Genomic DNA, 26,021 nt, shown 5'->3' on the forward strand with positions numbered 1-26,021 from the left:
GGACGTTCCTGTCGACCACGACGGGCTGCCGCGGAAGATGTGACCCAACTTACACGGGCACGGCCTCGGCGGCGATGGGAAACGGCGAAATCGCCGCTGCCGGTGCGCAGGCCAGCTGATCGCGCCCGGCGGCCTTGGCCTGGTACAGCGCCGCATCGGCGGCGGCCAGCAGCGTGGACAGGTCGCCCTGGCCTTCGTCCATGGCCAGCCCCACGCTGGCGGTGACCGCAACCGGCCCCGTCGCCAGCACGGCCGGGTGCCGCTGCAGGCGGGTGCGGATCACCGCCGCCAGCATGACGGCGTCGCTCGACGTGCTGCCCGCCAGCACCAGCACGAATTCCTCGCCCCCATAGCGGCCCAGCAGGTGCGTCTTTCCCTGCGTGCAGTGCTGCAGCACGGCAGAGAAGTGGCGCAGCACCTGGTCACCGGCCAGGTGCCCCCAACGGTCGTTGATCTGCTTGAAATGGTCGACATCGACCAGCAACAGCGCCAATGGGCGGCCCTGCTGGCGGACGCGCTGCAACTGCGCCTGGCCATCGGCCAGTACCGCGCTGCGGTTGAGCAGGCCGGTCAGGCCATCGGTGCGCGCCGCGTGCCGCAGGTCGACCAGCATGCGCTCGACCAGCAGCAGCACCATGGCGAAGCAGCGCGCCAGCTCCAGCATCACCCCGGCAATATAGGTGGCGAACATCGGCGAGCCGGTGCGCATGATGTCCTCGCCGGCGTCGGGCGCCACCGGTAGGAACAGGCGCACGGCATACAGCGTGGCTTCGGCCAGGAACACCACCGCCGCCAGCCGGCAGCTGGTGCGTTGCTGCGCGGGCGCATGGCGCAGCAGCAGCCAGGCAATCCAGCCATCGACGATCAGTGCGAACACACTGAACACCTGCAGGCGCATGTGCAGGTCCGGCCAGAGCACCAGGAAGGCGAAAATGCAGGCCATGAATGCCGCCGCCATCAGCAGCGGCCGCCACAGCGGCAGTGGCTGCTGCAGATGCAGCGCCACCCCGCGCAGCATCATCAGGCCACAGCCGGCCATCGCTGCATTGCCGGCCAGCACGGCAGGCGCCAGCGGCAGGTAGGGCCGCAGTGCCAGCAGGGTCACCCCCAGCGTCAGCAGCCACAGGCTGATGGTCCACTGCCGCAGTACCGGTTGCCCGCGCAGCACCACCAGCAGAAGCGAGAAGCCCACGGCGATGCCGATGCAGAGCAGGAAGCCAAGCACGGTGATGGTGGGAAAATCCAGGGACATGCGGCGCTCGTCGGCCGGGGCAGGCGCGCGCATCTTAGCGCCTTGCCGCGCGATGCCTGCGGTGTTGCTTGGCCTGGCGTGGATGCGAGGTCGGAAAACGGCGAGCAATGCCACCGATGCACACGCAGAATCCGCGGAAAACCAAGGAGCTGCCCATGCACGCGTGGTACCTCGGTGGCCTCGACCACCGCCCTTTCCAGCACCTGTTCGAGAAGAACGACACGGCGCTTGCCGCGCTGGGCATCCAGCGCCGCTGGGCCGGTGATGGCGGCGGCCATCCCTGCCGGATCAGCCTGAGCGACCCGCCCAGTGGCAGCGAACTGCTCCTGCTGTCGCATGTCCATCTGCCCCTGCACTCGCCCTATCACGCGTCCGGCCCGATCTTCGTACAGCGCGGCGTGACCCGGTGCGTGCTGCCACCCGGCGTGGTGCCGCCCTATGTGCAGCGGCGGATGATCTCGGTGCGGGCCTACGACCGGTCTGCGCTGATGCTCGGTGCCCAGGTCTGTGCGGGCACCGACGTCGCCGCGCAGCTGGATGCGCTGTTCGCCGACGCGGCGGTGGCGTTCGTGCAGTTGCACAACGCCGCGCATGGCTGCTTCTCGTGCCAGGCGGACAGGGTCGATGCACAGGCCGCGTAGCGTGGCCTCCACGACGTGATCGGCGCCACGCCGATCGCGTGACGCCCAGCGCATCCGTTCAGCCCCACGTGAAGCCTGCGGGAAGGGCTTCACATGCGCAGTCACGGATCCGAACGCCCAGGGTTCCACACCCTGCAGGGCGACTCGATACTCGCCGGGGTGGCGCCGGAAGTCCGCCGCGCAGCGCAGTTCCTGCGGTCACCGCTCCCTTTCGACGACCACAAGGATGCGCCATGTCATTCCGATCCACACCGCTGTTGCTGACCACCTCATTCGCTGCCGCAGGCCTGGCCCTGGCCGGCACCGCGTTCGCCCATGGCACCATGACCACGCCGGTCAGCCGCGTCTATGCCTGTTTCCAGGGCAACCCGGAGAACCCGACCAACCCGGCCTGCGCCGCCGCAAAGGCAGTGGGCGGTTCGCAGGCGTTCTACGACTGGAACGGCATCAACCAGGCCAGTGCCAACGGCAACCACCAGGTCGTGGTTCCCGACGGCAAGCTGTGCAGCGGCAACAACCCGACCTTCCGCGGCCTGGATCTGGACCGCAGCGACTGGCAGACCACGCCGATCCAGCCCGATGCCAACGGCAGATTCACCTTCGTCTTCAAGGCGACCGCGCCGCACGCCACGCGTGACTGGCGCTTCTTCGTCACCCGCGACGGCTGGCAGCCGGGCAGCCCGCTGCGCTGGGCCGACCTGCAGGAGTTCTGCACGCTGGGCAACACGCCGCTGTCGGCCGATGGCACCTACAAGCTGCAGTGCACGCTGCCGCAGCGCAGCGGCCAGCACGTGATCTACAACACCTGGCAGCGCTCGGATTCGACCGAAGCGTTCTACACCTGCATGGACGTGCGCTTTGAAGGCAACGGCGGCGGCACCACGCCGGTGCCGCAATGGCAGGATGCCGGCCCGGTGACCGCACGTGGCGAACTGCCGGTCGGCACCACCCTGGCCCTGCGGGTGTTCAACGCCAACGGCAACGATGTGGAGCGCGTGGAGGCGACGCTGGCCAGTGGCCAGACCGCGCCCGCGCAATGGCCATTGGCGCTGGCGCGCAAGGTCAATGCCAGCGCGCAGCATGCGCGCGTGGGCGTGCTCAGCAACGGTGTGATCACACCCGCCGCGTCGGCCACCGGCAACCGGGTGTATCTGAAGAACGGCAACCGCTTCCAGCTCGACACCCAGCTACCGGACCCGGGCACGCCCTCGCCGGGCGGCGATTTCGATCATGTGTACCCCGCCGGCATCGGCAGCTACGTGCCCGGCCAGACCGTAGTGAAGGGCAGCGACGGCAAGCTGTATGCCTGCCGCCCGTTCCCGGAAGGCGCCTGGTGCAACGTCAATGCCGAGGCGTACCGGCCGGGCGTGGGCGCGGCCTGGCGCGATGCCTGGATCGCATACTGAGATCGGATGCAGGGAACGGTGGCAGCGCACCGTTCCCTGCAAAACGTGCGACGCGCTGGCTTCCAGCCGTGAAGCCGTTCCCACTCCAGATCACACACCGCATTTTTGAAATTAATCCGATGGATACAGGCAGTCGGCATACCGAGACTTCACCGGGTTCCACCACCCACAGGAGATCTCCATGCATCTGTCCCACCGGGCCGTCCTCGCGCTGTCCGTGATCGCCGGCGTAGCCGCTTCAGGCAGCGCGTTCGCCCACGGCACCATGTCCAAACCCTCCAGCCGTGTCTATTCCTGTTACCAGGGCAACCCTGAAAACCCGACCAACCCGGCCTGTGCGGCAGCCAAGGCCATCGGTGGCGCGCAACCCTTCTATGACTGGGCAGGCATCAACCAGGCCGGCGCCAATGGCAACCACCAGGCCGTCGTGCCGGATGGCGAGCTGTGCAGCGGTGGCAACAGCAAGTACCGCGGGCTGGATCTGAACCGCAGTGACTGGCAGACCTCGCCGGTCCGCGCCGACGCACGCGGTCGCTACACCTTCGAATTCAAGGCGCCGGCACCCCACGCCACCCGCGACTGGAAGTTCTACGTCACCCGCGAAGGCTGGCAACCGGGCAGCCCGCTGCGCTGGGCCGACCTGCAGGAGTTCTGCACGCTGGGCAACGTGCCGCTTTCCGGCGACGTCTACAAGCTGGACTGCCCGCTGCCCAAGCGCAGCGGCCAGCACGTGATCTACAACACCTGGCAGCGCTCCGATTCGACCGAAGCGTTCTACACCTGCATGGATGTGCGCTTTGAAGACGGTGGCGGCGTGACCCCACCCCCGCAGTGGCAGGACGCCGGCCCGGTCACCGCTCGTGGCGCGCTGGAAGTGGGCACCACCCTGACCCTGCGTGTGTTCAATGGCAACGGCAACGACCTCGAACGCCCGGAAATCACCCTGGCTGCCGGCCAGACCGGCGCGACGCAGTGGCCGCTGGCCCTGGCCCGCAAGGTCAACGCCAGCGCCCAGCATGCCCGCGTGGGTGTGTTGAAGAATGGCGTGATCACGCCGGTGGCATCGGCTACCGAGAACCGCGTGTACCTGACGCCAGGCCATCTGTTCCAGCTCGATACCCGGGTGCCGGATCCGGATCCGGTCGACCCGCCGCCGGGCGATTTCGACTTCGTGTACCCGGCCGGTATCGGCTCCTACAAGCCGGGCGAGACCGTTGTGAAGGGCACCGACGGCAAGCTGTACGCCTGCCGCCCGTTCCCGGAAGGCGCCTGGTGCAACGTCAATGCCGAGGCCTACCGTCCGGGCACCGGCTCTGCCTGGCGTGATGCCTGGATCGAGTACTGAGTCACGGCACCGGGGGCGGCGTGATGCCGCCTCCGGTGGGCATTTCAAGGCGCCATGAGGTTGCCGGCCAGCGGCCGGCACTACCTGGCTTACTTGCTGCTGAAGGACTAAATAACAACGGAAAACTTATTTAAAGCATATAAATCAATTACTTATGCTTGAAATAAGACTTTCGACTTATGTGAGCCTTGTCAATTGATCCTCGAGACTCGCACTGCCTTTAGAGCCTTGCAGATCAGATCAGACACCTCAGCTGGAGAGACACCCAGCGCAGATGCCATTTGGCAGAATTCGAGAACGTCTAGACGACGTGATCCAGACTCTATTGAAGAAATGCGCTGTTGGGGCCACCCCAGATGGGCAGCAAGCTGAGTCTGACTGATGCCCAAGATCTCCCGATGCTCCCGAAGCTTTCCGACCAAACGGAGGTACGGGTTCTGATAGATCGTCTTCGTAGCCATCCGGTCCGCCTCAAGGAGCGGATGGAAATCTATGACCGGGGCACGGCATACATGAAAATCATGTAGACGACATCGTGCCGCCTTGGTAGCATCCGGACTGGTTAATTTGCCGGGGATCGAGTGATCTATGGCCGTAGCCAACAGACCCTCCTTCCTTCGTGGCCCGAGCTCGACTCACTTGTCGTATCGCTTGGTCCTTTCTACACCTGCGCCTGGTGTGCGCTTGAACGCTCCACTTCCGTTAGCGCGCCCGTTTCCTCAGACCCTGCTGTCGCCCAGCAACTCCTGCAATTCCTAAAAAGCGCAGGTGTTGTGACCGGTTCCAGTTCAGGCAACGGAGCCGTTAAGCGCTCTCTCTACGAACCGGTCAGTTGGTCCTACGTCGATGACCTGATTCTTCCTGATGACCTTGATGCAGCGCTCAAGGGGATGCTTGATGCTTGGCGCCCGACGCTTGATAAACACGCAAGACTTTGGATCTGGCGCCAGCTAGCGGATCGAGAGGCAAGCGCCTATCTCACATCATTGCTGCGCCGTCACCGTATCGGAGTGCACCGCGTAGATGAAATCCTGAGAAGTCAGGATGAGGAGTGGACTCGTCTGAGCCTGGGGCGGAAACGATACGTGCTCTGGTCATCTGTAAGGGGAGCAGCGAGCCAGTTCCTTAGTAGCGGTGGCAACGAGGACGCCGCACTAGAAGTGCTTTCCCGAGAGATGCGAAGGAGGACGCGCTGGCTGGTAGTAAAGGCGGCCGCGGGTGAACTTCGAAGAACCGACTATTGCTTCCTTCCTGACACAGGTTGGCGACGACCACTGATGATCGATGTAGCGCTGGAAAGCATACTGAAGATAGGCGATGACTACTGGCTTGCAGCTCCATCCTTGGGCGAAATCTAGTCAAAACAGAGGCCCTCGATTACCCACTTCCCTGGCTCAGCTGAACCAAGAATCACGAGACTTGATAGATGCGTCCAATCATTCTTGCACTGGACCTTGAGGGAACACTTATCTCCAATGCCGTCAGTCAAATACCCCGACCCGGCCTGATGGAGTTCCTAAACTATGCCAGCAGCACCTTCAATCGGATCGTCATGTTCACCTCTGTACCCCAAAAGGTTGTTGCAGAGATTACATCCCTCTTGGTGCTGGAGGGACGCGCTCCCGAATGGTCTCAACATCTCCCATACATCGAATGGGACGGTCCGACGAAGGACCTTCGATTCGTTTCGGCAGAACTTGGCGAGGCACTGTTGCTGGATGATCACGGGGCCTACGTGCATCCCGGCCAACACTTCCTCTGGATTGAAGCCCCTCTCTTCGCTGCACCATATTCTGATGGAGACGAGGGGCTGCAGCTGGTGATCCAGCGTCTTGAGGAGCGCCTCAATCCAGGCAGCACAAAGCCCAAGGCGCGGCCTTAGTGGATGGAGTGTGCCGTGGATGCAATCTTCGGACGCCGCAGTGAGACACCGCCAGCCCCCAATACTCGAGGATTCTGTGCACAGAACTAGCTTGTCTCATCCGTTGCAGATTGCGGGACTTTCCGTCGGTGCCAACGGAGGAACCATAGGCGTTACCTTTGCCCCCGGTAAGCATCAGAAAGTTGCAATGACGGGCTCGTGGTGTAGAGATCTCGAGCTCGATCTAGCGTCCGTCTCAGCTTGGGGATGTCGCCATCTGCTTTCCTTGATTGAACCGTGGGAGTTCGACGATCTCGGGATAGGGTCGCTACCCGAACGCGCGCGCGCTCATGGCCTGCACTGGCATGGTCTTCCGATTCGTGATGGAGAAGCGCCGGATCCTCAGTTCTTGGACGAGTGGACACGACTAGGCCCCGTCCTCACTGACGATTTGCTCCGCGGTGACAAAGTAGTCGTTCATTGCAAAGGAGGGCTTGGCAGAGCGGGCACCGTGGCTTCGATGCTACTGCTCGAGAGCAGATCATGCCTAAGCGCTGAAGAAGCTATGGCCAGAGTTCGGAGTGCTCGTCCCGGAGCCGTGGAAACGGCGGAGCAAGAGCGCTTCCTTCTTCACTGGGCTTCTCGGATGCTCTAGAACCGTGTGCGCTGAAGCATCCGTTCTGAACTCTTGACACGGCACTAATCACGTCCAGACCTGTGAACCTCCCAGTGCCGGATCAGCTTCGCCCCGGTGCTCATCGGTGAATCTGAGAACCCGCGGGGAGGTCAGCAATCAGAGGTTTGAGGGGATCTCCCCACGGCAGGCGTATAAGTAGGGAAGGATGAGGAGATCTCCACATGAATGATCTAGACGATTGGCTGTCCAGAGCCTCGGCAGCTACAAGGCCAGACGGCCATGATCGGGCCACCGATAGCCTGGTCCGACGCCTGTCCCAGGAAGCTTCCCCTTCGCAATGGGCCGGTAAGCGAGAGTTCCGCCGGGCACTCGCATGCGCGGCGCTCGCGGCGGTGCTTACCTGCGGAGGAGTAGGCTCCGCCTTCTTTGTCACCCAGGCACCCTCGCGCCCGACATGGGTCGCGGCCCCAGCTTCCATGTCCCCATACGCTCTACTGGTGGAACGCTGATGGCAATCGGACCCCTCATGAGGCTGCCGCTGGCAACAATCGCTGGCGCCATCATTGGCGTAGTGTGCGCGCTGGCTATCGGCTGGATCTGGCACTCGCTCAATCCTGGGCACAGCGATCTCCATGAACGCCTTCACGCCGTGGTGCCTCTGGACGACTCGGAGAAGCAGATCCTCCAGGCCAAGGAACAGCTGTTCGCAACAAGGCGAGGTGAGATCGAAGCGCGCCTGCGGATTGCCAACCGCCAGCTGGCGGACGCCATCGCGGCTGACCCCAAATGGAACCCCCAGGTGGAACGTGCAAGTCGTGAGGTGGAGCGGGCTGCGGGCGATCTCCAGCGCATCACGCTCGAGCATGTGTTCGAGATGCGCGAGGGCTTGAAACCCGAGCACCGGCCGGCCTACGACAAGGCACTCCTTGAAGCACTTCGCACCGACTCTCCCTGAGCCCCACAAACGTTGTGACCATCGAGGACGACAACAACTGGGCAGTTGAAGCTGCGGCGGGTGATGCTGAGGCCTTCGCTCGCCTGGTCCGCCGTCACTCGCCAGCAATCAAGCAGATGGTTCGAGGCATGGGTCTGCCCGAAACCGACGTCGATGATGTCGTGCAGGAGACATTCGTTGCCGCTTGGCGAGGCCTGTCAGAGTACGATCCGACGCGCTCGGTACTTCCTTGGCTGATGCGTATTGGAATCAACAAGGTTCGTGATACGCAACGGTTTCGACGCGTCCGCCACTTCCTGTTTCGGGCCAAGCCTTTGGATGATGAGGAAGGACGCGCCCTGCATTCCGAGCAGGCCGGGCCAGAGCAGGTTGCCGGTTCTCAGCTTGAGCTCGCAGAAGTAAGAAGGGTTCTCAACACGATCGACCCGAGCCTGCGTGAAGCTCTGGTTCTGACTGCCTTCGTCGGCCTTTCCCAGGTTGAAGCAGCTTCCGCCCTGGGTATCAGTCTCAAAACGATAGAGGGTCGCGTCCTGAGAGCGCGGGCCAAACTGACAGATGCACTGAGCCGCGGGAAATAAATTTTCGCCGGATTCGAGGGGAAGGCCGCGCAGGCCGCGTAGTGCAGAAAGACGGCCGAGATTGCGGCCCCACTGCACCGGATCCTCATGAAACCATCATTGCTTGCCCTGACGGTGATGCTGGCCCTGACCAGTATCTCTGCGGCCTATGCCTCGGACGCCCCGAACTTCAGCGCGTTGCTCGAGCAGAGCAGGGCCCAATCCCCCTTCCTTCAGGAAAAGGGGTTCGACACAGCTGCCGCTGCGGGCGAAGCCCGCCAAGCGCGAGCGCTACGTAACCCCACCATTGATGCCCTCGCAGAGAATCTCAACGCTCCCCCCAGCAATGGCGCGAGCCAGCGGCAGACGACCTACACCATCAGCCAGCCACTCGAGATCTTTGGCCAACGTGGGGCTCGAATCCAGGCGGGAGAGAAAGGGCTGCAGGCGGCCGAAGCTCGCCAGCACCAGGCGCAAGTCGAATTCGCCGCAGCCTTGGCTGTTGCCTACGCGTCTTCCGAAGCTGGGCTGATACGGCGCGACATTGCTGCCGAAGATGTTGATCGCGCCAGAGGCGACCTGAAGGCAGCTCAGGCGCTGGTTGACGCAGGAAAGGAGGCCAGCCTGCGCGTAGCACAAGCCCAGGCAGGCTTGAGCTCAGCAGAAGCGATTGCCGCCTCAAGAGAGGCAGAGGCGGCTGCAGCTCTCGAGCAACTGTCAGTACTGGCGGGAAGAGCGGAACCCTACTCAGGCACGTCCGAGTCACTCCTGGTGCGCGAGTGGGTTGCGCCCGCAATTGCGAACGTCGATTCGGCATCTGTCCTGTCTGCGAAGGCAGACGTCGACGCGAGCGATGCGGTTCTGCGCACTGAACGCTTCAAGCGGGCACCGGACCTGAACCTCACCGCAGGCCGTCGCAACTTCGCCGCCGGTGGGGACGCATTGGTCGTCGGCGTGTCTCTGAGCATCCCATTGTTTGACCGGAACAGTGGCGGGATCAGCGCGGCTCGAGCACGGAGCGACGCCGCCCGTGCTCGATTGGATGCCGCACGCCTCCAGAGCCAGGCGGACCGTGCGACTGCGCTTGCGCGTGTTGACGCCGCCAAGCGAGGACTGATCGCTGCCTCCAAGGGAGAGGAAGCAGCCACGGAAGCCTACCGAATGGCGCGCTTGGGATACGAGGCCGGTAGAACCCCACTGGTTGAGCTGCTGCTTAGCCGTCGCACGCTGACGGACGCGAGGCTGAGCGTGGTGGATGCACGACTCGCACGCGTTGCCGCCTACGCATCGCTCGCCGTGGCCAGCGGTCAGATTGCCTTTGGAGACATGTAGATGAAGAGAAGTATTCCGGCTGTTAACACCCTGACGATGATCGGCGTGGCTACCTTGGCGCTTGGCGCAGGATTTGGCATTGCACGCTTATCCGCCCCTTCAGAGACGGTGGTCGACCCCGCGAAAGACGAAGCCAGCGCCAGTGCGCCGGCGGAGGCGGCTCAGGAAGTCGCGATTCCCAAGGAGTATGTTGCCGCTGCGGGGATCTCGGTGGAGCCCGTCACTTCCGCTCAGGTAGCGGCGAACATCACCGCATCGGGTTCGGTCGTGGCAATCCCCGGTGGTGAGGCCGTCGTGGTGGCACGTGCGGCCGGTAACGTCACCGATGTCATCCGGCAGGTGGGCGACAAGGTGAAGAAGGGCGAAGTGCTGGCACGCGTAGCCAGCCCTGATGGGGCCCGTATTGCGGCTGACCTTCGTGTGGCCAGCGCCAGCCTCTCCCTCGCCGAAAAGAACGTCAAGCGCGATGAGTCGTTGCTCGCACAGGGCGTGTTGGCACGACAAGAGGCCGAGGCGAGTCGCGCCGCTTATCTCACAGCGCAAGCAGAAGCACAACGCGCTGCCCTGGTGGCACGCACCGCCAATGTGGATGGAGGAGGTAGCGTCAACGTCATCAGCCCTATCGATGGAACCATCAGCAGCTCGCAAGTGACTCTGGGCGCTTTCGTCGAGCCGCAGGCCTCCCTCTATAGGGTCACAGGTTCCAATGGCGTGGAGATTCAGGCCTCCGTTCGTGCGGGTGACACCGGTCGGATCAAGGCCGGCGACAGCGCGTCCATTACCCGCTCCGACGGAAGCGTCACCTCAGGCAAGGTCCGTTCAGTTGCTGCCGCCGTAGGTGGGCTGACAAGGGCTGCCACAGTCGTAATCACCCCGAGCGCAGAGGCGAACGGATTGGTTGTGGGTGACGGTGTGCAGGTCCGGCTGGTCACCGCTTCCGGATCGGGTGAGGGGCTGTCTGTCTCGGAAGAGGCGGTCCAGAACATCGACGGAAAAGACGTCCTCTTCGTCAGAACCAGTAAGGGGTTCACTGCACAGCCGGTCTTCATTGGCCTCCGTAGCGGTGGTATGGCGCAGATCCTTTCTGGCGTCACTGCGGGAACCCCGGTTGCTACCCGTAATGCGTTTCTGGTGAAGGCCGAGATGAAAAAGTCGGGCGGAGACGAGTAATGATCGAGCAAGTACTTACGGGTGCCGTACGGCACCGCTGGCTGGTTCTGTTCATCACACTGGTGATTGCGGTGATCGGCGGGTGGCAACTGAACCTGCTACCGATCGACGTGACTCCGGATATCACGAACAAGCAGGTCCAGATCAACACCGTCATCCCGACGCTGAGTCCAGTGGAGGTCGAGAAGCGCGTTACCTACCCGATCGAGACCGCGATGGCAGGACTTCGGGGCGTCGCGAACACCCGGTCGTTCTCGCGCAACGGCTTCAGCCAGGTCACGGTGATCTTCGATGAGAGCGCAGACCTCTACTTCATGCGCCAACAGGTCACCGAGCGACTGACTCAGGCTCGGCCCCAGTTGCCGGAGGGTGCCGAACCGCTGATGGGCCCGGTTTCGACCGGGTTGGGCGAAGTATTCCACTACAGCGTTGAATTCACCCACCCAGATGGCAAAGATGCCCCGCGAAATGATGGTAAGCCTGGCTGGCAAAGCGACGGTTCGTTCCTGACTGATCAGGGGGAACGGCTGACGGACAACATGGCACGTCTGGCCTACTTGCGCACAGTCCAGGACTGGATTGTGCGGCCTCAGCTGCGCACGACGCCGGGCGTAGCAGACGTCGACAGCCTCGGCGGCTACGTCAAGGAGTATGTCGTTGAGCCCAATGCGAGCAAGCTCGCAGAGTACGGGTTCTCCTATACCGACCTAGCCGACGCGTTGCAGGATGCCAACCTGTCGGTCGGAGCAGACTACATCCAGAGGTCGGGCGAGTCCTATCTGGTGCGCGCAGACGCCCGCATCCGCTCCGTGGACGAGATTGCCCGTGCCGTTGTGGGCAATCGCAACGGAGTTCCCGTAACAGTGGGAGACGTCGCACGTGTGGTCGTTGACGGTGAGCTCCGCCGCGGTGCCGCCAGCCGCAATGGCTACGAGACCGTCGTTGGCAGCGCACTCATGCTGGTTGGCGCCAACAGCCGAACTGTGGCGGCCGCAGTGGGTGACAAGCTGCAGGAGATCGGCAAGACCATGCCGCCGGGCGTGAGGATTGTTCCCACGCTGGACCGATCCCAGCTGGTTGTCGCAACGATCAAGACCGTCGCCAAGAACCTGGCCGAAGGCGCTCTTCTAGTCGTGGTCATCCTATTTGCATTGCTCGGAAACTGGCGAGCTGCTGTCATTGCTGCATTGGTGATTCCGTTGTCCCTGCTGATCACCGCGATCGGCATGAACAAGCTCGGGATCTCTGGCAACCTGATGAGTCTGGGTGCGCTCGACTTTGGCCTGATCATCGACGGCGCGGTCATCATCGTCGAGAACGCGCTGCGCCGTTTGGCAGAGCGACAGCATGCACTTGGGCGCCCACTCAATCTATCGGAGCGGCTGCATGAAACGATCGCCTCGTCCAAGGAGATGGTCCGCCCGACCGTGTATGGGCAGGCGGTCATCTTCCTGGTCTTCGTGCCATGCCTGACCTTCCAGGGCGTCGAGGGAAAGATGTTCTCCCCGATGGTAATTACCCTGATGCTGGCGCTGGCCTCTGCATTCGTGCTCTCCCTCACTTTCGTTCCGGCGATGGTGGCGGTCATGCTCAAGGGCCACATTTCCGAGAAAGAAGTACGGGTAGTCGCTGCCACCAAGAGCCGCTATCAGCCGATGCTTCGCAGCGCAATCCGCCAACCCATGCCCTACCTGGCCGGTGGTCTTGGCGTCCTGGTGGCCGGCGTTGTGGCCTTTGGCTTTGTGGGTCGGGAGTTCATGCCCACGTTGGATGAGCAGAATCTCAACCTGTCCTCCGTTCGCATCCCGTCCACATCGATCGAGCAGTCCGTCGCCATCGACCTTCCTCTTGAGAAGGCACTGATGACGTTGCCGGAGGTACAGACGGTGTACTCCAAGGCCGGTACCGCAAGCCTGGCCGCAGATCCCATGCCGCCCAACGCGTCCGACAACTACGTGATCCTCAAGCCCAAGGACCAATGGCCGGATGGAGTGAAGACCAAAGAGCAGGTGATCGAGAGGATTCGAGAGAAGACAGCCTTTCTTGTTGGTAACAACTATGACGCCACCCAGCCCATCGAGATGCGCTTCAATGAGCTGATCGGCGGCGTTCGTAGCGACGTTGCAGTCAAGATCTATGGCGAAGACCTGACGGCGCTTGCCGGCAGCGCTGACAAGATTGCGAGCGTCCTCAAGAAGATTCCGGGCGCATCGGATGTCCGTGTGGCGCAAACGGGAGGCTTCCCGACCTTTGACATGGCATTCGACCGGGCCGCGATCGCCCGTTACGGACTGACCGTCAAGGAAGTGGCCGACACAGTGTCTGCTGCGCTGGCAGGTCGCATGGCGGGCCAGATCTTCGAAGGTGATCGGCGCTTCGACGTAGTGGTTCGTCTGCCCCGTGTGGACCGCAGCGATCTCGATGTACTGGGAGCCGTTCCGGTCATGCTGCCGCCAGGCAGTCAGGAAGGCCGTCAGTCTGTTCCGCTTCGTGAATTGGTCAGCTTCCGCTTCACGCAGGGTCTGAACGAAGTCAGCCGCGACAATGGCAAACGTCGAATCTATGTGGAAGCGAATGTGGTCGGGCGTGACCTGGGTAGCTTCGTTGACGACGCCAAGGCGGCTATTGGCCAGCAGGTGCAGTTGCCCACCGGTTCCTGGATCGAATGGGGCGGGCAGTTCCAAAATCTGCAGGCAGCAACGAAGCGACTGGCGATCATTGTGCCTCTCTGCTTCATCCTCATTGCGGCCGTCCTCTACATGGCGATTGGCAACGGTTTGCTGACAGGTACGGTACTGACTGCAGTGCCACTTGCTCTGGCCGGTGGATTCTTCGCATTGGCGTTGAGAGGAATCCCCTTCTCGATCTCAGCCGCTGTGGGCTTCATCGCGGTATCTGGTGTCGCGGTGCTCAACGGCCTGGTTCTGATCTCCGCGATCAAGAAACGCCTGCACGAGGGGCTTCCGCCAGATGAGGCGGTCGAACTGGGTGCAATGGAGCGCGTCAGACCGGTTCTTATGACCGCGCTGGTTGCCTCCCTGGGCTTCGTCCCGATGGCGATTGCAACGGGTACGGGCGCCGAAGTGCAGAAGCCACTGGCTACAGTGGTTATCGGGGGTCTTGCCACGGCAACCGTACTGACGCTGTTCGTGCTGCCTGCGCTGTGCGGGCTGGTACTCCGAAGAACTGCACGCAGGAAGGCCGCGGGCATTGAAGACCCCCTGCCGGTACCCGAAGTCGATTGAGCACAAGCCCCTTCCACGGCTTCACGTCCTGCCCTACGGATCGGATTACGATCCGCAGGGCAGCGGCGCTTTCCACTGTTCCATCTAGAGGTGAGCCATGATCGAGGTCCTACGCTTTCCAACATTCAGGAACCTGTTCGCTGCGCAGGTTATCGCGCTGATCGGCACGGGCTTGGCTACCGTGGCGCTCTCTCTTTTGGCCTATGACCTGGCGGGGGCTGAGGCGGGCGCTGTGCTAGGTACGGCTCTGGCAATCAAGATGATTGTCTACGTGCTGTTGGCCCCTCTGTCCGGAGCGATCGTCCCGGCAAATCTACGCAAACCGGTGCTTATTGCCCTCGACCTGGTGCGGGCGGGCGCGGCGCTTTGTCTGCCGTTCGTCAACCAGATCTGGCAGGTGTACCTGCTCATTGCCTTGCTGCAGTCGGCCTCGGCGTGCTTCACCCCTCTGTTCCAGTCGACGATCCCGGAAATCCTGAAGGAGGAACGCGACTACACCCGAGCACTGTCCCTGTCGCGCCTGGCCTATGACCTGGAGAGCCTGCTGAGTCCCGCGTTGGCCGCTGCTCTGCTGACGCTGATCAGCTTCCACGGCCTGTTCGCTGGTACGTCCGTAGGCTTCGTGATATCCGCCATGCTGGTGTTCTCAACTGCATTCCCCTTCGTTGCTCCTTCCCTGAGAAAGGACGGTCCCTACGCCCGCGCGATTCGAGGAATGCGGATCTACCTGAAGACGCCCAGGCTGAAAGGGTTGCTTGCCCTTAATCTGTGTGCGGCCGCCGGCGGCGCCATGGTGTTCGTGAACACTGTCGTCGTGGTGCGCAACGTTCTCGGCGGAGCAGAGTCACAGGTGGCATGGGCGCTGGCAGCTTTCGGTGGCGGTTCGATGCTGACGGCGCTTGTCCTCCCCAAGGTTCTCGATCGGGTGGCTGACAGGCGTGTGATGCTCTCCGCAGCCCTTGCAATGTGCATTGTACTTGTGACCCTCAGTCTTACCTGGCTGCTCTCGCCCTCCTCCATAGGTTGGCCCATCGTGCTCGCCGGCTGGGCATTGTTGGGGATGAGCTATGCGGGGCTGGTGACTCCTGGCGGCAGATTGCTGCGACGATCAGCGGAATCCACCGATCTGCCATTCCTGTTCGCAGCGCAGTTCTCTCTCTCCCACGTGTGTTGGCTGATTGCCTACCCTCTGGCGGGAACCGTGGGTGCGAAGTTTGGAATGCCAGTGGCGATCATGGCACTGGCAGTAGTCGGCATCGCCGGATTCGTGTTCGCCTGGAGAATCTGGCCCGCCCATGACCCGGACGAGATTTCCCACGGTCACGACGATCTGGCTGCGGACCATCCCCACTGGGCGGAACACGCCTCTTCCAACGGCAAGCATTCACATCGGTATGTCATCGACGACGTGCACCCTCGTTGGCCTGGATGACGGAAACTTGAACAAGGGGCGCGAGAGGGCATTTTCACCGCTCGCGCCCGACGTTGTCATATCGACTTTGCCAGAACAAGCCTCTAGTCTTTGCCCGTGCGATCCCTTCGTCTACCAACCAGCGTGCTGTTGCGCAGCTGCATCTTCATGATGCTGGTGGCGAGTCTGCTCGTGCGACCCGTCCTGAATCATCTGGGTGAGCTGCACGGCTTGCAGCACATCGTGCAGGCTGCGGTGGAACATGGTCACCCCCATGTTGGGGTGAGTGATGCCGCAGACCGTGATCTTGAACACGCGGTTGGATTGCACAGCCTGTTGCACCAGGCCGATCTGACGGCTTCTGTAGGCATCTTGGCCAGCCTTGCTGGACCCGCTCGAGTTGATCTGAGCGATATCCATCCCTGGCACCAGCCAGCGGCAGAGCTTCAGCATCATCGCTCATCCCTGTTCAGGCCTCCTATCGCCTGAGACCCAGGCCTCGTGCTCGCACTGAGCAGAGGCTTGGCAGCGCCCGTCCAGTCAATCCTTACTGGACGTTCGTCGCTGCAAGAAATTATTCATTCGTTCCCCGCCCGGACCCCGCTTACGCGCAGTGATCCGTGTGACGTGCCGTGCGCGCCTTCTGCGCACTCGTAGCACGTTGCGCCGGTTCCCAGTGTCGTAGCGGATAGCTTTGGCGGAGGTCCGCTGACCGCATTCGTAGATCCTCATCATGATCCCCAGTTCTGAATCCGGGACGCTCTCGCGCGTCCTTCTCCAACCCCCACTACTGTCGCACTGGCCGCGAACTCTACTCGCACTGCTTTCCCTGTTCATGCTGCTACTCACAGCTGACGGGGCGTTGGCTCACGCGATCGCCGAAGGCGACAAGGGCTACATCCAGGAAATATCTGGAGTAAATCTGATCGCATTCGCCTATCTGGGCGCGAAACACATGGCCACCGGCTATGACCACATCCTGTTCCTCCTGGGCGTGGTGTTCTTCCTGTACCGGATGAAGCATGTCGCGCTGTATGTGACGCTGTTCGCGATCGGGCACTCCACAACGATGCTGCTGGGTGTGCTGTTCAACGTGGGCATCAACAGCTACCTGATCGACGCAATCATTGGTCTGTCTGTGGTCTACAAGGCCTTGGACAATCTGGGCGCCTACCAGCGTTGGTTCGGCTTCCAGCCAAACACAAAGGTTGCGACGTTGATCTTCGGCCTGTTCCACGGCTTTGGTCTGTCAACCAAGATCATCGAGTACGACATCTCACCCGATGGTCTGTTGCCCAACCTGCTTGCGTTCAACGTCGGCGTGGAGATCGGCCAGATCCTCTCGCTTGGCGCGATTCTGATCGCAATGGGCTACTGGCGCCGCACGCCCAGCTTCTTCAAGCACGCCTACACCGCCAATGCCGCCATGCTCTGCGCCGGATTCATTCTGATCGGCATGCAGCTCACTGGCTACTTCGTTTCCTGACTTTCAAGAGAACTACATCATGTACAACAGTAAGCCCGCCGAAGGCGACCTTCCCACCAGCCGCCAGCTGGGACGCACCACCGCAATTGCCGCCGGCATCGCCATCATCCTCCTGGTTGGAGTGGTGATGCCATCTGAGTACGGAATCGATCCCACTGGTGTTGGTCGGGTACTTGGTCTGAAGGAAATGGGGGAGATCAAGGAACAGCTTGCCGAGGAAGCGGCAGCTGACGCTGCGATGGACGCAAAGGCCGCCGAAGACGAGGCAGCCGCCCTGCTGACGCAGGTGTCCACGCAGAACCGTAAGACCGTTGAAGTTGCTCAGAAGCCTGCCGCGAGTAATGCGGCCACCGCTGCCGAATGGCGGGACGAAGAACAGGTTGTCCTGACGCCGGGCCAGGGCACCGAGATCAAGCTCGTCATGAAGGCGGGCGAGCGCGCCAGCTACCAGTGGTCTGTTGAAGGCGGCGTCGTGAACTTCGACACCCACGGAGACGGCGGCGGTCGAGCGATCAGCTATGAGAAGGGTCGAGGGGAAGCCACCAAGCAGGGGGTGCTCCTGGCTGCCTTCGATGGCAACCACGGATGGTTCTGGCGCAACAGGGGCGAGGAGCCCGTAACGCTTCTGCTCCGCACCGGAGGGGAGTACGAGTTGATCAAGAAGATGTAAACCGCAGCGGTGAGCGGTGGCCGGGTGCGCTTAAGGCCCGGCCACCGCCCTATGTGGGGTATTTCCGATGGGCTGCGCCCAGTTTCGGCCCCTCGACAACCCCAGCCAGCCCCGCTTAAGCTAACCCATATGCGTCTTTCCGCCCGCCACGGCCTTGCCCTCAGGATCAGCTTCTTTGCGCTGATGCTGTTGAGTGTCGTTGCGCGGCCGATGGTGATCCAGCTCAGCGAACTGCACGGATTGGAACATGACATCGCAGCAGCGGTGGATCATGGCCATTCACATGCCGGCGGTGCGGGCGACAATCTGGACCCGGATCACGCCACTGGCGCTCATGCGGTACTGCATCAGGCAGACGCGAGTTTCGCTGGAAGCTTGTTCACGCCCCACGTCTACCTGGCTTCACTACCGCTGGCCGGTGAAGTCCATGCTCTGCGACTTCTGAGGGTGCCTGCAGGGCACCCGGCGTCACCCTTCCGACCTCCGATCGTCTGACGACCCTAGCTGCGCTCTAGCAGCCTGAGCGCGCCTCCCGTGTAGCGGGACGCGGCGCGTCGTTCTGACTTTCTTTCCGGAGGCTTCCGTGAAATTCCGTAGTGTGTGGGCGCTGGCTGTTGCCGGCGCCTGCGGTGTGGCCCTTCCTGGCCACGCCGCCGAAGTGCTGCGCCTGGAGGATGCGGTTGCCCGCGCCCTTGGCACTCACCCAAGCGTGCAGGCAGATGCCGCACAAATAGAGGCGACAAAGAACCGTGCGGCGCGAGAGGGCTTAGCAGCCCCGTTGGTGCTCGGCGGAGAACTGGAGAACGTGGCCGGTAGTGGCAGCGTGCGAGGTATGGACGCTGCCGAGGCAACGTTCCGGGTATCCAAGATTCTGGAACTGGGTGGCAAGCGGGCGGCCCGCCAAGCGCTTGGCGGCGCGGAGGTCGATGCAGCCCAGCGAGAGGCTGATGTGACCCGGGTGGCCATCGCCACACGCACCGCTGGTCGATTCATCGACGTGCTTGCGGCGCAGGAGCATGTCGAGCATGCGGAAGAGCGGATTCGTATGGCCCGCGCGCTCCAGCGAGAGGTGGCCCGCTGGGTCTCTGCGGCACGGAACCCGGACTCAGACCTGAGGGCCGCTGAAATCGCCCTGGCCGATGCAGAGCTCAAGCGTGATCAAGCAGTCCAGCGGTTGGAGGCATCGCGCATGGCGCTTGCGTCTTCCTGGGGCTCTTTCACCGCTGACTTCGACACCGTCGCCGGCGATACAAACATCCTCCCCCCGCTGGATGACTACCAGACGCTGTCCGAACGCCTTCAGAACGCGCCACAGCAACGTGCCTTCGATGCCCAGTCCAGAATTCTTGCCGCGCGCCGCGATGTCGCCGTTTCCAGCGCGAAGCCTGACGTGAGTGTTGGATTTGGACTTCGCCGTCTTGAAGCAACGAAGGACAGTGGCTTGGTCATGTCGATCTCGGTTCCCTTGGGAACCCGGCGTCGATCAGCCTACTCGGTATCCGAAGTCGACTACGAACTGAGTGCGCTCAAGTCACGCCGTGAAGCACAAATGTTGGAGCTCAACCAGGAGCTGTTCGGAGTCTATCAACAGCTGCGCCAAGCGCAGTTGGAGGTCACCTCCGTTCGTGAGCGGCAGCTCCCCAAGGCGGAGCAGGCGATGAATCAGAGCCGTCGTGGCTTCGAGGAGGGTCGATTCTCCTATCTCGCATTGAGCCAGGCGCAGAAGACGCTGTTCGACCTTCGTGAGCGCGAAGTCGAGTCCGCCGCACTCTATCTCCGATTGCTGGTCGAGGCAGATCGCCTCACCGCCTCCGCCCAGGATATCCGCCCATGAATCGTTACGCCCTTCTTATGTTGCTTCCGCTGGCACTGGCCGCCTGTGGCGGTGAAAAGCCGGTTGAGAAAGAAGCCGCAGAGTCCACCGCCGCGGCCGGCGACTACGAGCGCGGCCCCAACCGCGGTCGCATGCTCCGCGATGGTGATTTCGCACTTGAAGTCACCGTCTATGAAACCAACACGCCTCCTCAGTTCCGCCTCTACGCCTATCGAAATGACAAGCCGATCTCACCGAATGAGGTGAAGGCAACAATGCAGTTGAAGCGCCTCGACGGTGAGGTCAATGATTTCACTTTCACCGCCGAAAACGACTATCTCGTGGGGAACGGCGAGGTCGTGGAACCTCATTCTTTCGACGTGAAGGCAGACGCAGTGGTAGGAGGAAAGACACACACCTGGTCCTATCAGTCCTATGAGGGCCGTACCACCATCGAGCCAAGCGCTGCCAAGGATGCGGGTGTGGTGGTGGAAGAGGCTACCGCTGGCACTATCCGCGATACGGTCACGCTGATGGGGAACATCGCGGTCAACACTGGCCGCCAGGCCGCCGTCAAAGCACGATTCCCAGGTATTGTCCGCAGCGTGTCGGTCGAGATGGGCCAACGCGTTTCCGCAGGGCAGACGCTGGCGACGGTTGAAGGCAATGACAGCATGCGCACCTACGCGGTGATTGCTCCCTTCAGCGGCATCGTTCTTGCGCGCAACACCAGTGTTGGTGATGTGGCCGCCGACAACACACTGTTCGACGTTGCCGATCTGTCAGAGGTCTGGGTCGATCTACGAGCTCTGGGCACTGACGCCGAGCGTCTCGCTCCAGGTCAAGCAGTGCGGATCCGTTCCGCCACGGGTGCCTTGGAGACTGAAGGTAGGCTCCAAAGCCTGCTTCCGCTGGCAAGCAGCGGCCAAAGCGTGGTTGCGCGCGTGAGTATCCCCAATGGTGACGGCAAGTGGCGTCCAGGAATGGCTGTCTCGGCCGAGGTCATCATTGCCGAGACACCTGTTCCACTGGCCGTCAAAGAGTCAGGGCTCCAGCGATTTCGCGACTTTACCGTCGTATTTGCGCAGGTGGGCGATACCTATGAGGTGCGCATGCTTGAGCTTGGAAAGCGTGATGGCGAGTGGGCAGAGGTTCTTGGCGGACTGAAGCCCGGAACGCGGTACGTCGCCGAGCAGAGCTATCTGATCCGTGCAGACATCGAGAAGTCTGGCGCCAGCCACGACCACTAAGGATCCATCATGCTAGAGCGAATCATTCGCGCGTCCATCGCGCATAGATGGCTTGTGCTGCTTCTGGTCCTGGCGCTGTCAGGCTTGGGCATCTGGAACTACAGCAAGCTGCCAATCGACGCCGTCCCTGACATCACCAATGTCCAGGTCCAGATCAACACCGAAGCACCGGGCTACTCTCCACTGGAGGCAGAGCAGCGGGTAACGTTCCCCGTCGAGACAGCCTTGGCCGGCTTAGCCAAGCTGGAGTACACGCGGTCCATCTCGCGTTATGGTCTCTCCCAGGTCACCGTTGTATTCGAAGACGGTACCGACATCTACTTCGCGCGGCAGCAGGTGGCCGAGCGCTTGCAGCAAGCCGCATCCCAGCTCCCAACTGGGCTGAAGCCAACGCTGGGCCCGGTCGCCACCGGTCTCGGTGAGATCTTCATGTACACCGTGGAAGCCGAGAAGGGTGCTGAAGAGACCTGGACGCCGATGGCGCTTCGTACCCTCCAGGATTGGGTGGTACGCCCCCAGATGCGACATCTGAAAGGTGTTACAGAGGTCAACACCGTCGGTGGCTATGTGCGGCAGTTCCACATCACGCCTGACCCGCGCAAGCTTCAGGCGTACGAGCTGACCATGCAGGATGTGATGGAGGCCGTGGCGCGCAGCAATGCGAACGTGAGTGCCGGCTACATTGAAAAGAGTGGTGAACAGTACCTTGTGCGCGTTCCTGGCCAAGTGGCGGACATGGACGGCCTGCGCAAGATCGTGGTCGCCAATCGCGAGGGGCTGCCGCTTCGCGTCGGTGACCTCGCAGACGTTCACGAGGGCACCGAACTGCGAACGGGTGCAGCGACCAAAGATGGCAAGGAAGTGGTACTTGGTACTGCATTCATGCTCATTGGTGAGAACAGCCGCGAAGTCGCTCAGCGAACCGCTGCCAAGCTGAAGGAGATCGACGAGACGCTTCCAGAAGGTGTCCGCGCGCATGCGGTCTATGACCGTACGGAGCTGGTCGACCGCACCATTGAAACCGTCAAGAAGAACCTACTGGAAGGTGCCCTGCTGGTCATTGCGGTGCTGTTCCTTCTGCTCGGAAATCTTCGCGCCGCACTGATCACGGCCGCGGTCATTCCTTTGACCATGCTGCTGACCATCTCCGGCATGGTCCAGAACCGTGTCTCAGCAAATCTGATGAGCTTGGGTGCGCTGGACTTCGGTCTGATCGTCGACGGCGCGGTCATCATTGTTGAGAACTGTCTGCGCCGCTTCGGCGAGCGTCAGCACGCCCTGGGGCGTCTGTTGACCCGGGATGAGCGCTTTGCTTTGGCCGCCAGCGCCAGTGCCGAGGTGATCAAGCCCAGCTTGTTCGGCTTGTTCATCATTGCCGCCGTCTACATCCCGATCTTTGCGCTCTCCGGCGTGGAAGGAAAGATGTTCCACCCGATGGCCCTGACCGTCGTTATCGCGCTGACTGGTGCGATGGCATTGTCCCTCACGTTCGTTCCCGCTGCGGTTGCTCAGTTTGTCACGGGCAAGGTCTCGGAGAAGGAAACCAAGGCTATGCGGGGCGTAACCAAGCTGTATGGCCCGATGCTGGAGCGGGCAGTCAGTGCTCGCAAACTGGTTGTGGGTGGTGCAGCCGTCCTCACCGTACTGGCGGGTCTTCTGGCCAGTCGCATGGGCACTGAGTTCATTCCGAATCTGGACGAAGGTGATATTGCGCTTCACGCGCTGCGCATTCCCGGCACTAGTCTGACGCAAGCCATCGGCATGCAGCGCCAGCTTGAAGCGACCATCAAGAAGTTCCCCGAGGTGGATGAGGTTGTCGCAAAGATCGGCACAGCAGAGGTAGCGACCGACCCCATGCCACCGTCGGTCGCAGACACCTTCATCATGCTCAAGGATCGCGACCAATGGCCTGATCCCCGCAAGCCAAAGGCGCAGCTCATTGCTGAGCTGGAGAAGGCTGTCCGAGCAATTCCCGGCAACAACTACGAGTTCACCCAGCCCGTGCAGATGCGCATGAACGAGCTGATTGCCGGTGTACGCGCCGAGGTGGCGGTGAAGTTGTACGGTGACGACCTGGATCAGCTGGCGCAGATCGGCAGCCAGATCGAGGACGCCGCAGGTTCCATCCCAGGCGCCGCAGACGTGAAGTTAGAGCAGATCAGTGGTCTGCCTCTTATGACCATCACGCCTGACCTGGGTGCTTTGGCCCGCTATGGCGTTTCGATCGACGAGGTCCAGAAGACCATCTCTGTTGCGCTGGGCGGTGAGGCGGTCGGTCAGGTCTTTGAGGGTGATCGTCGCTTCGACATCGTCGTTCGTCTGCCCGAGAACCTGCGTCAGGACACCCGGACGCTCGCATCGCTACCGGTAGCCGTCGCCGTCGGGGCCAGTTCCGGCGAACAGAGAGCGTTCGTTCCGCTGGGGCAGTTGGCTAAAGTTGAAGTTGCGCCAGGCCCAAACCAGGTCAGTCGCGAGAACGGCAAGCGTCGCGTCGTCATCACCAGCAACGTACGTGGTCGCGACCTTGGTTCGTTCGTAGAGGAGCTGCGAGAGAAGGTTGGTCAGGAGGTGCAGTTGCCGGAAGGCTACTGGATTGAGTATGGCGGTACCTTCGAGCAGCTCATCTCTGCCAGCAAGCGGCTGTCCGTGGTCGTGCCGGTCGTCCTGGTGATGATCTTCGGCTTGCTCTTCATGGCGTTCGGCTCGGGCAAGGATGCTGCCATCGTGTTCAGCGGCGTTCCACTTGCGTTGACCGGTGGCGTGGTGGCTCTGTGGATGCGTGACATACCCCTGTCCATTTCTGCAGGCGTGGGGTTCATCGCGCTGTCGGGCGTCGCCGTGCTCAACGGCCTGGTCATGATCAGCTTCATCAAGAGCCTTAGGGAACAGGGCACTCCCCTGCACCAAGCGGTAACCGAAGGTGCACTGACCCGGCTGCGCCCCGTGCTGATGACGGCCCTGGTTGCCAGCCTGGGCTTCCTGCCAATGGCCCTAAACGTTGGGGCTGGCGCGGAAGTTCAGCGCCCGCTGGCGACGGTCGTTATCGGCGGAATCATCTCCTCCACGCTGCTGACCTTGCTGGTGTTGCCGGCGCTCTATCGCCTCATCCACCGCGAAGGGGATGAGCGGAAGGAGGACGCAGCGTGAACCCGTCCATCTCAACCCCTCCCAGGAACATGCAGTTGACCATTTCCAAACGAACCCAAGCGTGGCTCTACCTGCTTGCAGCCATCCTTCTGCCTTGCGTTGCTTGGGCGCATGGCGTCAGTGAAGGCGACCAGGCCTTCCTGGAAGACAGTACCGGCCTGCAGCTCATCGCGTTCACGTACCTCGGCGCCAAGCACATGGTGACTGGATACGACCACCTCCTGTTTCTGTTCGGGGTGATCTTCTTCCTGTACCGGATGCGTGATGTCAGCATCTACGTGACGTTGTTCGCGATCGGCCACAGCACCACCTTGCTGCTAGGTGTCCTGGGCGGATTGCATGTGAATGCGTACCTGGTCGACGCAATCATTGGCCTGTCGGTTGTCTACAAGGCGCTGGACAACATGGGCGCGTTCAAGCGCTGGTTTGGGGTACAGCCCAACACCAAAGCCGCCGTGCTGATCTTTGGCTTCTTCCATGGCTTTGGTCTAGCGACAAAGCTGCAGGATTTCTCGCTCTCACCTGACGGGCTTGTCCCAAACATGCTCGCCTTCAACGTGGGGGTCGAGATCGGACAGCTGCTCGCGCTCGCAGGCATCTTGATCGTGATGGGCTTCTGGCGCCGCTTGCCGTCATTCCATCGACAGGCGTACAGCATCAACACCGCCCTTATGTGCGCCGGCTTCGTGCTTGTTGGCATGCAGCTCACCGGCTACTTCGTTTCCTGAATCTACAGAGGTACTCATGTCCATCACGCTTTCCAATCAGCTGCCCAGCACTCGCAAGCTGCTGAAATCCACCGCCCTGGCCGCTGCCGTTGCAGGGGTGATTCTGCTCACCACCGTGCTTCCCGCGGAGTACGGAATCGACCCTACGGGCGTAGGTAAGGTTCTGGGTCTGGACGCCCTAGCCTCCACTGACCAGGTAGAGGCCGTAGCTCCCCCAGTTCCGGCATCTGCTGGCAGCGCCGAAGCCGTCTCGGCGCTGTTCGAGAAGGCCAAGGTTGCCTTCGGGAGCAATGGCAAGCAGGCCTTCGAACCCGCCGCTGTCTCTCTCGCCAGCACTCCTTTACGGCAGGACTCACTGACGATCGAGCTTGCCCCTGGTAAGGGCCAGGAGGTGAAGGCCCATATGGCTCAGGGCGCTGGGATGGTTTTCAGCTGGAAGGCCACGTCTGATGTTGCCGTGGACATGCACGGCGAGCGTCCCGACGTGAAGGGCCCCTGGACCAGCTACGCCGTTGAAGGCGCCCAGCGTCAGGCCGAGGGAACGTTCATTGCTCCCTTTGAAGGTACCCATGGGTGGTACTGGCAGAACCGCGGCAGCACCCCCGTGATCATCGAGGTGCAAATTACCGGCTACCAAGCCGACCTCTACCAGCCGTGACACCCGGCATAACGCCGAAATCAACCTAGGAGAAGCAACATGAAGAATCGTTTTGCCCTCATCAGCGTCCTTTTCGCTTCCATTGCAGCGTCCGCATCGGCCTTCGCACATGATCCGGCGCTTCATGCCGAGTCGGAAGTGAAGGAGGCGCCTAAGGCAAAGCCTGCTACGTGTGAACAGCTGGCTGACCGGACGAAGTTCAAGGTGGATCTTGCCGATCCTCAGACCAAGGCGCTGAAGGACAGGTGCGACGCTCAGGCGCAGTCGGCTGCGAAGAAGAAGTAATTGATTGCGGCGAATGGTCCGGCTTGGGTGAAGTCGGACCATTCGTCTTTACCCTTGAGCCAAGCGAATAGTGCCAGCGTCGTCCTACAAATAGACCTCGGTTAGACCCTCATTCTTCCAACAGGCTCGCTCTCGAATGCTAGCGTTTGACCGGAGGATTGCGATTAGAGCC

25 protein-coding genes are annotated in these 26,021 nt (G+C 61.8%); 22 read left to right on the plus strand and 3 right to left on the minus strand.

Annotated elements, in window-relative coordinates:
- Window positions 1–49 precede the first annotated feature (49 nt).
- Window positions 50–1,252 (minus strand): GGDEF domain-containing protein, encoded by a 1,203-nt coding sequence (locus VN11_RS20770; RefSeq protein ID WP_053451400.1) that lies wholly within the window; start codon window positions 1,250–1,252, stop codon window positions 50–52.
- Window positions 1,253–1,407: 155 nt separating this feature from the next.
- On the opposite strand from VN11_RS20770, the gene VN11_RS20775 reads away from it, so the two are divergent.
- The 3 genes from VN11_RS20775 to VN11_RS20785 all read left to right on the plus strand — a co-directional run bounded on the left by VN11_RS20775 (window position 1,408) and on the right by VN11_RS20785 (window position 4,644).
- Window positions 1,408–1,893, plus strand: coding sequence for a DUF1203 domain-containing protein (locus tag VN11_RS20775; RefSeq protein WP_053451116.1), 486 nt, complete (start codon window positions 1,408–1,410; stop codon window positions 1,891–1,893).
- 233 nt (window positions 1,894–2,126) lie between these two features.
- Window positions 2,127–3,299: a lytic polysaccharide monooxygenase gene (locus VN11_RS20780; protein WP_053451117.1), complete on the plus strand. Its 1,173-nt coding sequence runs from the start codon at window positions 2,127–2,129 to the stop codon at window positions 3,297–3,299.
- A gap of 181 nt (window positions 3,300–3,480) precedes the next feature.
- Window positions 3,481–4,644, plus strand: a complete 1,164-nt coding sequence (locus tag VN11_RS20785) for a lytic polysaccharide monooxygenase (protein ID WP_053451118.1) — start codon at window positions 3,481–3,483, stop codon at window positions 4,642–4,644.
- Between the two features lie 191 nt (window positions 4,645–4,835).
- On the opposite strand, the gene VN11_RS22020 is transcribed toward VN11_RS20785, so the two are convergent.
- Window positions 4,836–5,105 carry a helix-turn-helix domain-containing protein gene (locus VN11_RS22020; RefSeq protein ID WP_075075810.1) on the minus strand — a complete coding sequence of 90 codons (270 nt, stop codon included), beginning with the start codon at window positions 5,103–5,105 and terminating at the stop codon, window positions 4,836–4,838.
- Between the two features lie 312 nt (window positions 5,106–5,417).
- On the opposite strand from VN11_RS22020, the gene VN11_RS22415 reads away from it, so the two are divergent.
- From VN11_RS22415 to VN11_RS20820, 10 genes are all read left to right on the plus strand, one after another.
- Complete coding sequence (locus VN11_RS22415) at window positions 5,418–6,002, plus strand: hypothetical protein (RefSeq protein WP_141097639.1); 585 nt, start codon at window positions 5,418–5,420, stop codon at window positions 6,000–6,002.
- 68 nt (window positions 6,003–6,070) lie between these two features.
- A complete protein-coding gene (locus VN11_RS20790) occupies window positions 6,071–6,526 on the plus strand; it encodes an NIF family HAD-type phosphatase (protein ID WP_032961321.1) in 456 nt (151 codons plus the stop codon).
- A gap of 187 nt (window positions 6,527–6,713) precedes the next feature.
- Window positions 6,714–7,160, plus strand: a complete 447-nt coding sequence (locus tag VN11_RS22025; RefSeq protein WP_226053690.1) for a cyclin-dependent kinase inhibitor 3 family protein — start codon at window positions 6,714–6,716, stop codon at window positions 7,158–7,160.
- A 203-nt stretch (window positions 7,161–7,363) separates the two neighbouring features.
- Entirely contained in the window at window positions 7,364–7,651 is a 288-nt protein-coding gene (locus VN11_RS22975) for a CnrY/NccY family anti-sigma factor (protein WP_133308083.1), read from the plus strand.
- A 17-nt stretch (window positions 7,652–7,668) separates the two neighbouring features.
- Window positions 7,669–8,097, plus strand: a complete 429-nt coding sequence (locus VN11_RS20795; RefSeq protein WP_087786541.1) for a periplasmic heavy metal sensor — start codon at window positions 7,669–7,671, stop codon at window positions 8,095–8,097.
- A gap of 14 nt (window positions 8,098–8,111) precedes the next feature.
- Window positions 8,112–8,675 carry an RNA polymerase sigma factor gene (locus VN11_RS22030; RefSeq protein ID WP_049400889.1) on the plus strand — a complete coding sequence of 188 codons (564 nt, stop codon included), beginning with the start codon at window positions 8,112–8,114 and terminating at the stop codon, window positions 8,673–8,675.
- Between the two features lie 87 nt (window positions 8,676–8,762).
- Window positions 8,763–9,986: a TolC family protein gene (locus VN11_RS20805; protein ID WP_008266451.1), complete on the plus strand. Its 1,224-nt coding sequence runs from the start codon at window positions 8,763–8,765 to the stop codon at window positions 9,984–9,986.
- Window positions 9,987–11,156 (plus strand): efflux RND transporter periplasmic adaptor subunit, encoded by a 1,170-nt coding sequence (locus tag VN11_RS20810; RefSeq protein ID WP_032961315.1) that lies wholly within the window; start codon window positions 9,987–9,989, stop codon window positions 11,154–11,156.
- A complete protein-coding gene (locus VN11_RS20815; protein ID WP_008266162.1) occupies window positions 11,156–14,401 on the plus strand; it encodes a CusA/CzcA family heavy metal efflux RND transporter in 3,246 nt (1,081 codons plus the stop codon). The genes VN11_RS20810 and VN11_RS20815 overlap by 1 nt, the downstream gene beginning before the upstream one ends.
- Before the next feature lie 97 nt (window positions 14,402–14,498).
- Window positions 14,499–15,833, plus strand: a complete 1,335-nt coding sequence (locus tag VN11_RS20820) for an MFS transporter (protein WP_008267238.1) — start codon at window positions 14,499–14,501, stop codon at window positions 15,831–15,833.
- 111 nt (window positions 15,834–15,944) lie between these two features.
- Here VN11_RS20820 and VN11_RS20825 read toward each other — a convergent pair whose 3' ends face one another.
- On the minus strand, window positions 15,945–16,268 hold the full coding sequence (locus VN11_RS20825) for a hypothetical protein (RefSeq protein ID WP_008264507.1): 324 nt from the start codon (window positions 16,266–16,268) through the stop codon (window positions 15,945–15,947).
- Between the two features lie 379 nt (window positions 16,269–16,647).
- On the opposite strand from VN11_RS20825, the gene VN11_RS20830 reads away from it, so the two are divergent.
- The 9 genes from VN11_RS20830 (at window position 16,648) to VN11_RS20870 (ending at window position 25,849) form a co-directional block, all read left to right on the plus strand.
- The gene (locus tag VN11_RS20830) at window positions 16,648–17,298 is read left to right on the plus strand and encodes a HupE/UreJ family protein (RefSeq protein ID WP_223224807.1); all 651 of its coding nucleotides are present in this window, start codon (window positions 16,648–16,650) and stop codon (window positions 17,296–17,298) included.
- A gap of 19 nt (window positions 17,299–17,317) precedes the next feature.
- Window positions 17,318–17,968, plus strand: a complete 651-nt coding sequence (locus tag VN11_RS20835; RefSeq protein WP_008264806.1) for a hypothetical protein — start codon at window positions 17,318–17,320, stop codon at window positions 17,966–17,968.
- Window positions 17,969–18,097: 129 nt separating this feature from the next.
- Window positions 18,098–18,463, plus strand: a complete 366-nt coding sequence (locus VN11_RS22035) for a hypothetical protein (RefSeq protein WP_075075811.1) — start codon at window positions 18,098–18,100, stop codon at window positions 18,461–18,463.
- An 88-nt stretch (window positions 18,464–18,551) separates the two neighbouring features.
- Window positions 18,552–19,802 carry a TolC family protein gene (locus VN11_RS20845; protein ID WP_075075812.1) on the plus strand — a complete coding sequence of 417 codons (1,251 nt, stop codon included), beginning with the start codon at window positions 18,552–18,554 and terminating at the stop codon, window positions 19,800–19,802.
- On the plus strand, window positions 19,799–21,031 hold the full coding sequence (locus VN11_RS20850; RefSeq protein ID WP_040006894.1) for an efflux RND transporter periplasmic adaptor subunit: 1,233 nt from the start codon (window positions 19,799–19,801) through the stop codon (window positions 21,029–21,031). Before VN11_RS20845 ends, VN11_RS20850 begins: the two co-directional genes overlap by 4 nt.
- A 9-nt stretch (window positions 21,032–21,040) precedes the next feature.
- The gene (locus VN11_RS20855; protein ID WP_049465220.1) at window positions 21,041–24,178 is read left to right on the plus strand and encodes an efflux RND transporter permease subunit; all 3,138 of its coding nucleotides are present in this window, start codon (window positions 21,041–21,043) and stop codon (window positions 24,176–24,178) included.
- 29 nt (window positions 24,179–24,207) lie between these two features.
- Window positions 24,208–24,906: a HupE/UreJ family protein gene (locus VN11_RS20860; RefSeq protein WP_008264906.1), complete on the plus strand. Its 699-nt coding sequence runs from the start codon at window positions 24,208–24,210 to the stop codon at window positions 24,904–24,906.
- A gap of 16 nt (window positions 24,907–24,922) precedes the next feature.
- On the plus strand, window positions 24,923–25,564 hold the full coding sequence (locus VN11_RS20865; protein WP_032961297.1) for a hypothetical protein: 642 nt from the start codon (window positions 24,923–24,925) through the stop codon (window positions 25,562–25,564).
- A gap of 39 nt (window positions 25,565–25,603) precedes the next feature.
- Window positions 25,604–25,849, plus strand: coding sequence for a hypothetical protein (locus tag VN11_RS20870; RefSeq protein ID WP_008267212.1), 246 nt, complete (start codon window positions 25,604–25,606; stop codon window positions 25,847–25,849).
- Window positions 25,850–26,021 lie beyond the last annotated feature (172 nt).

Origin of the sequence: Stenotrophomonas maltophilia, assembly GCF_001274595.1 — a bacterium.
GTDB classification, from domain to species: Bacteria; Pseudomonadota; Gammaproteobacteria; order Xanthomonadales; family Xanthomonadaceae; genus Stenotrophomonas; species Stenotrophomonas forensis.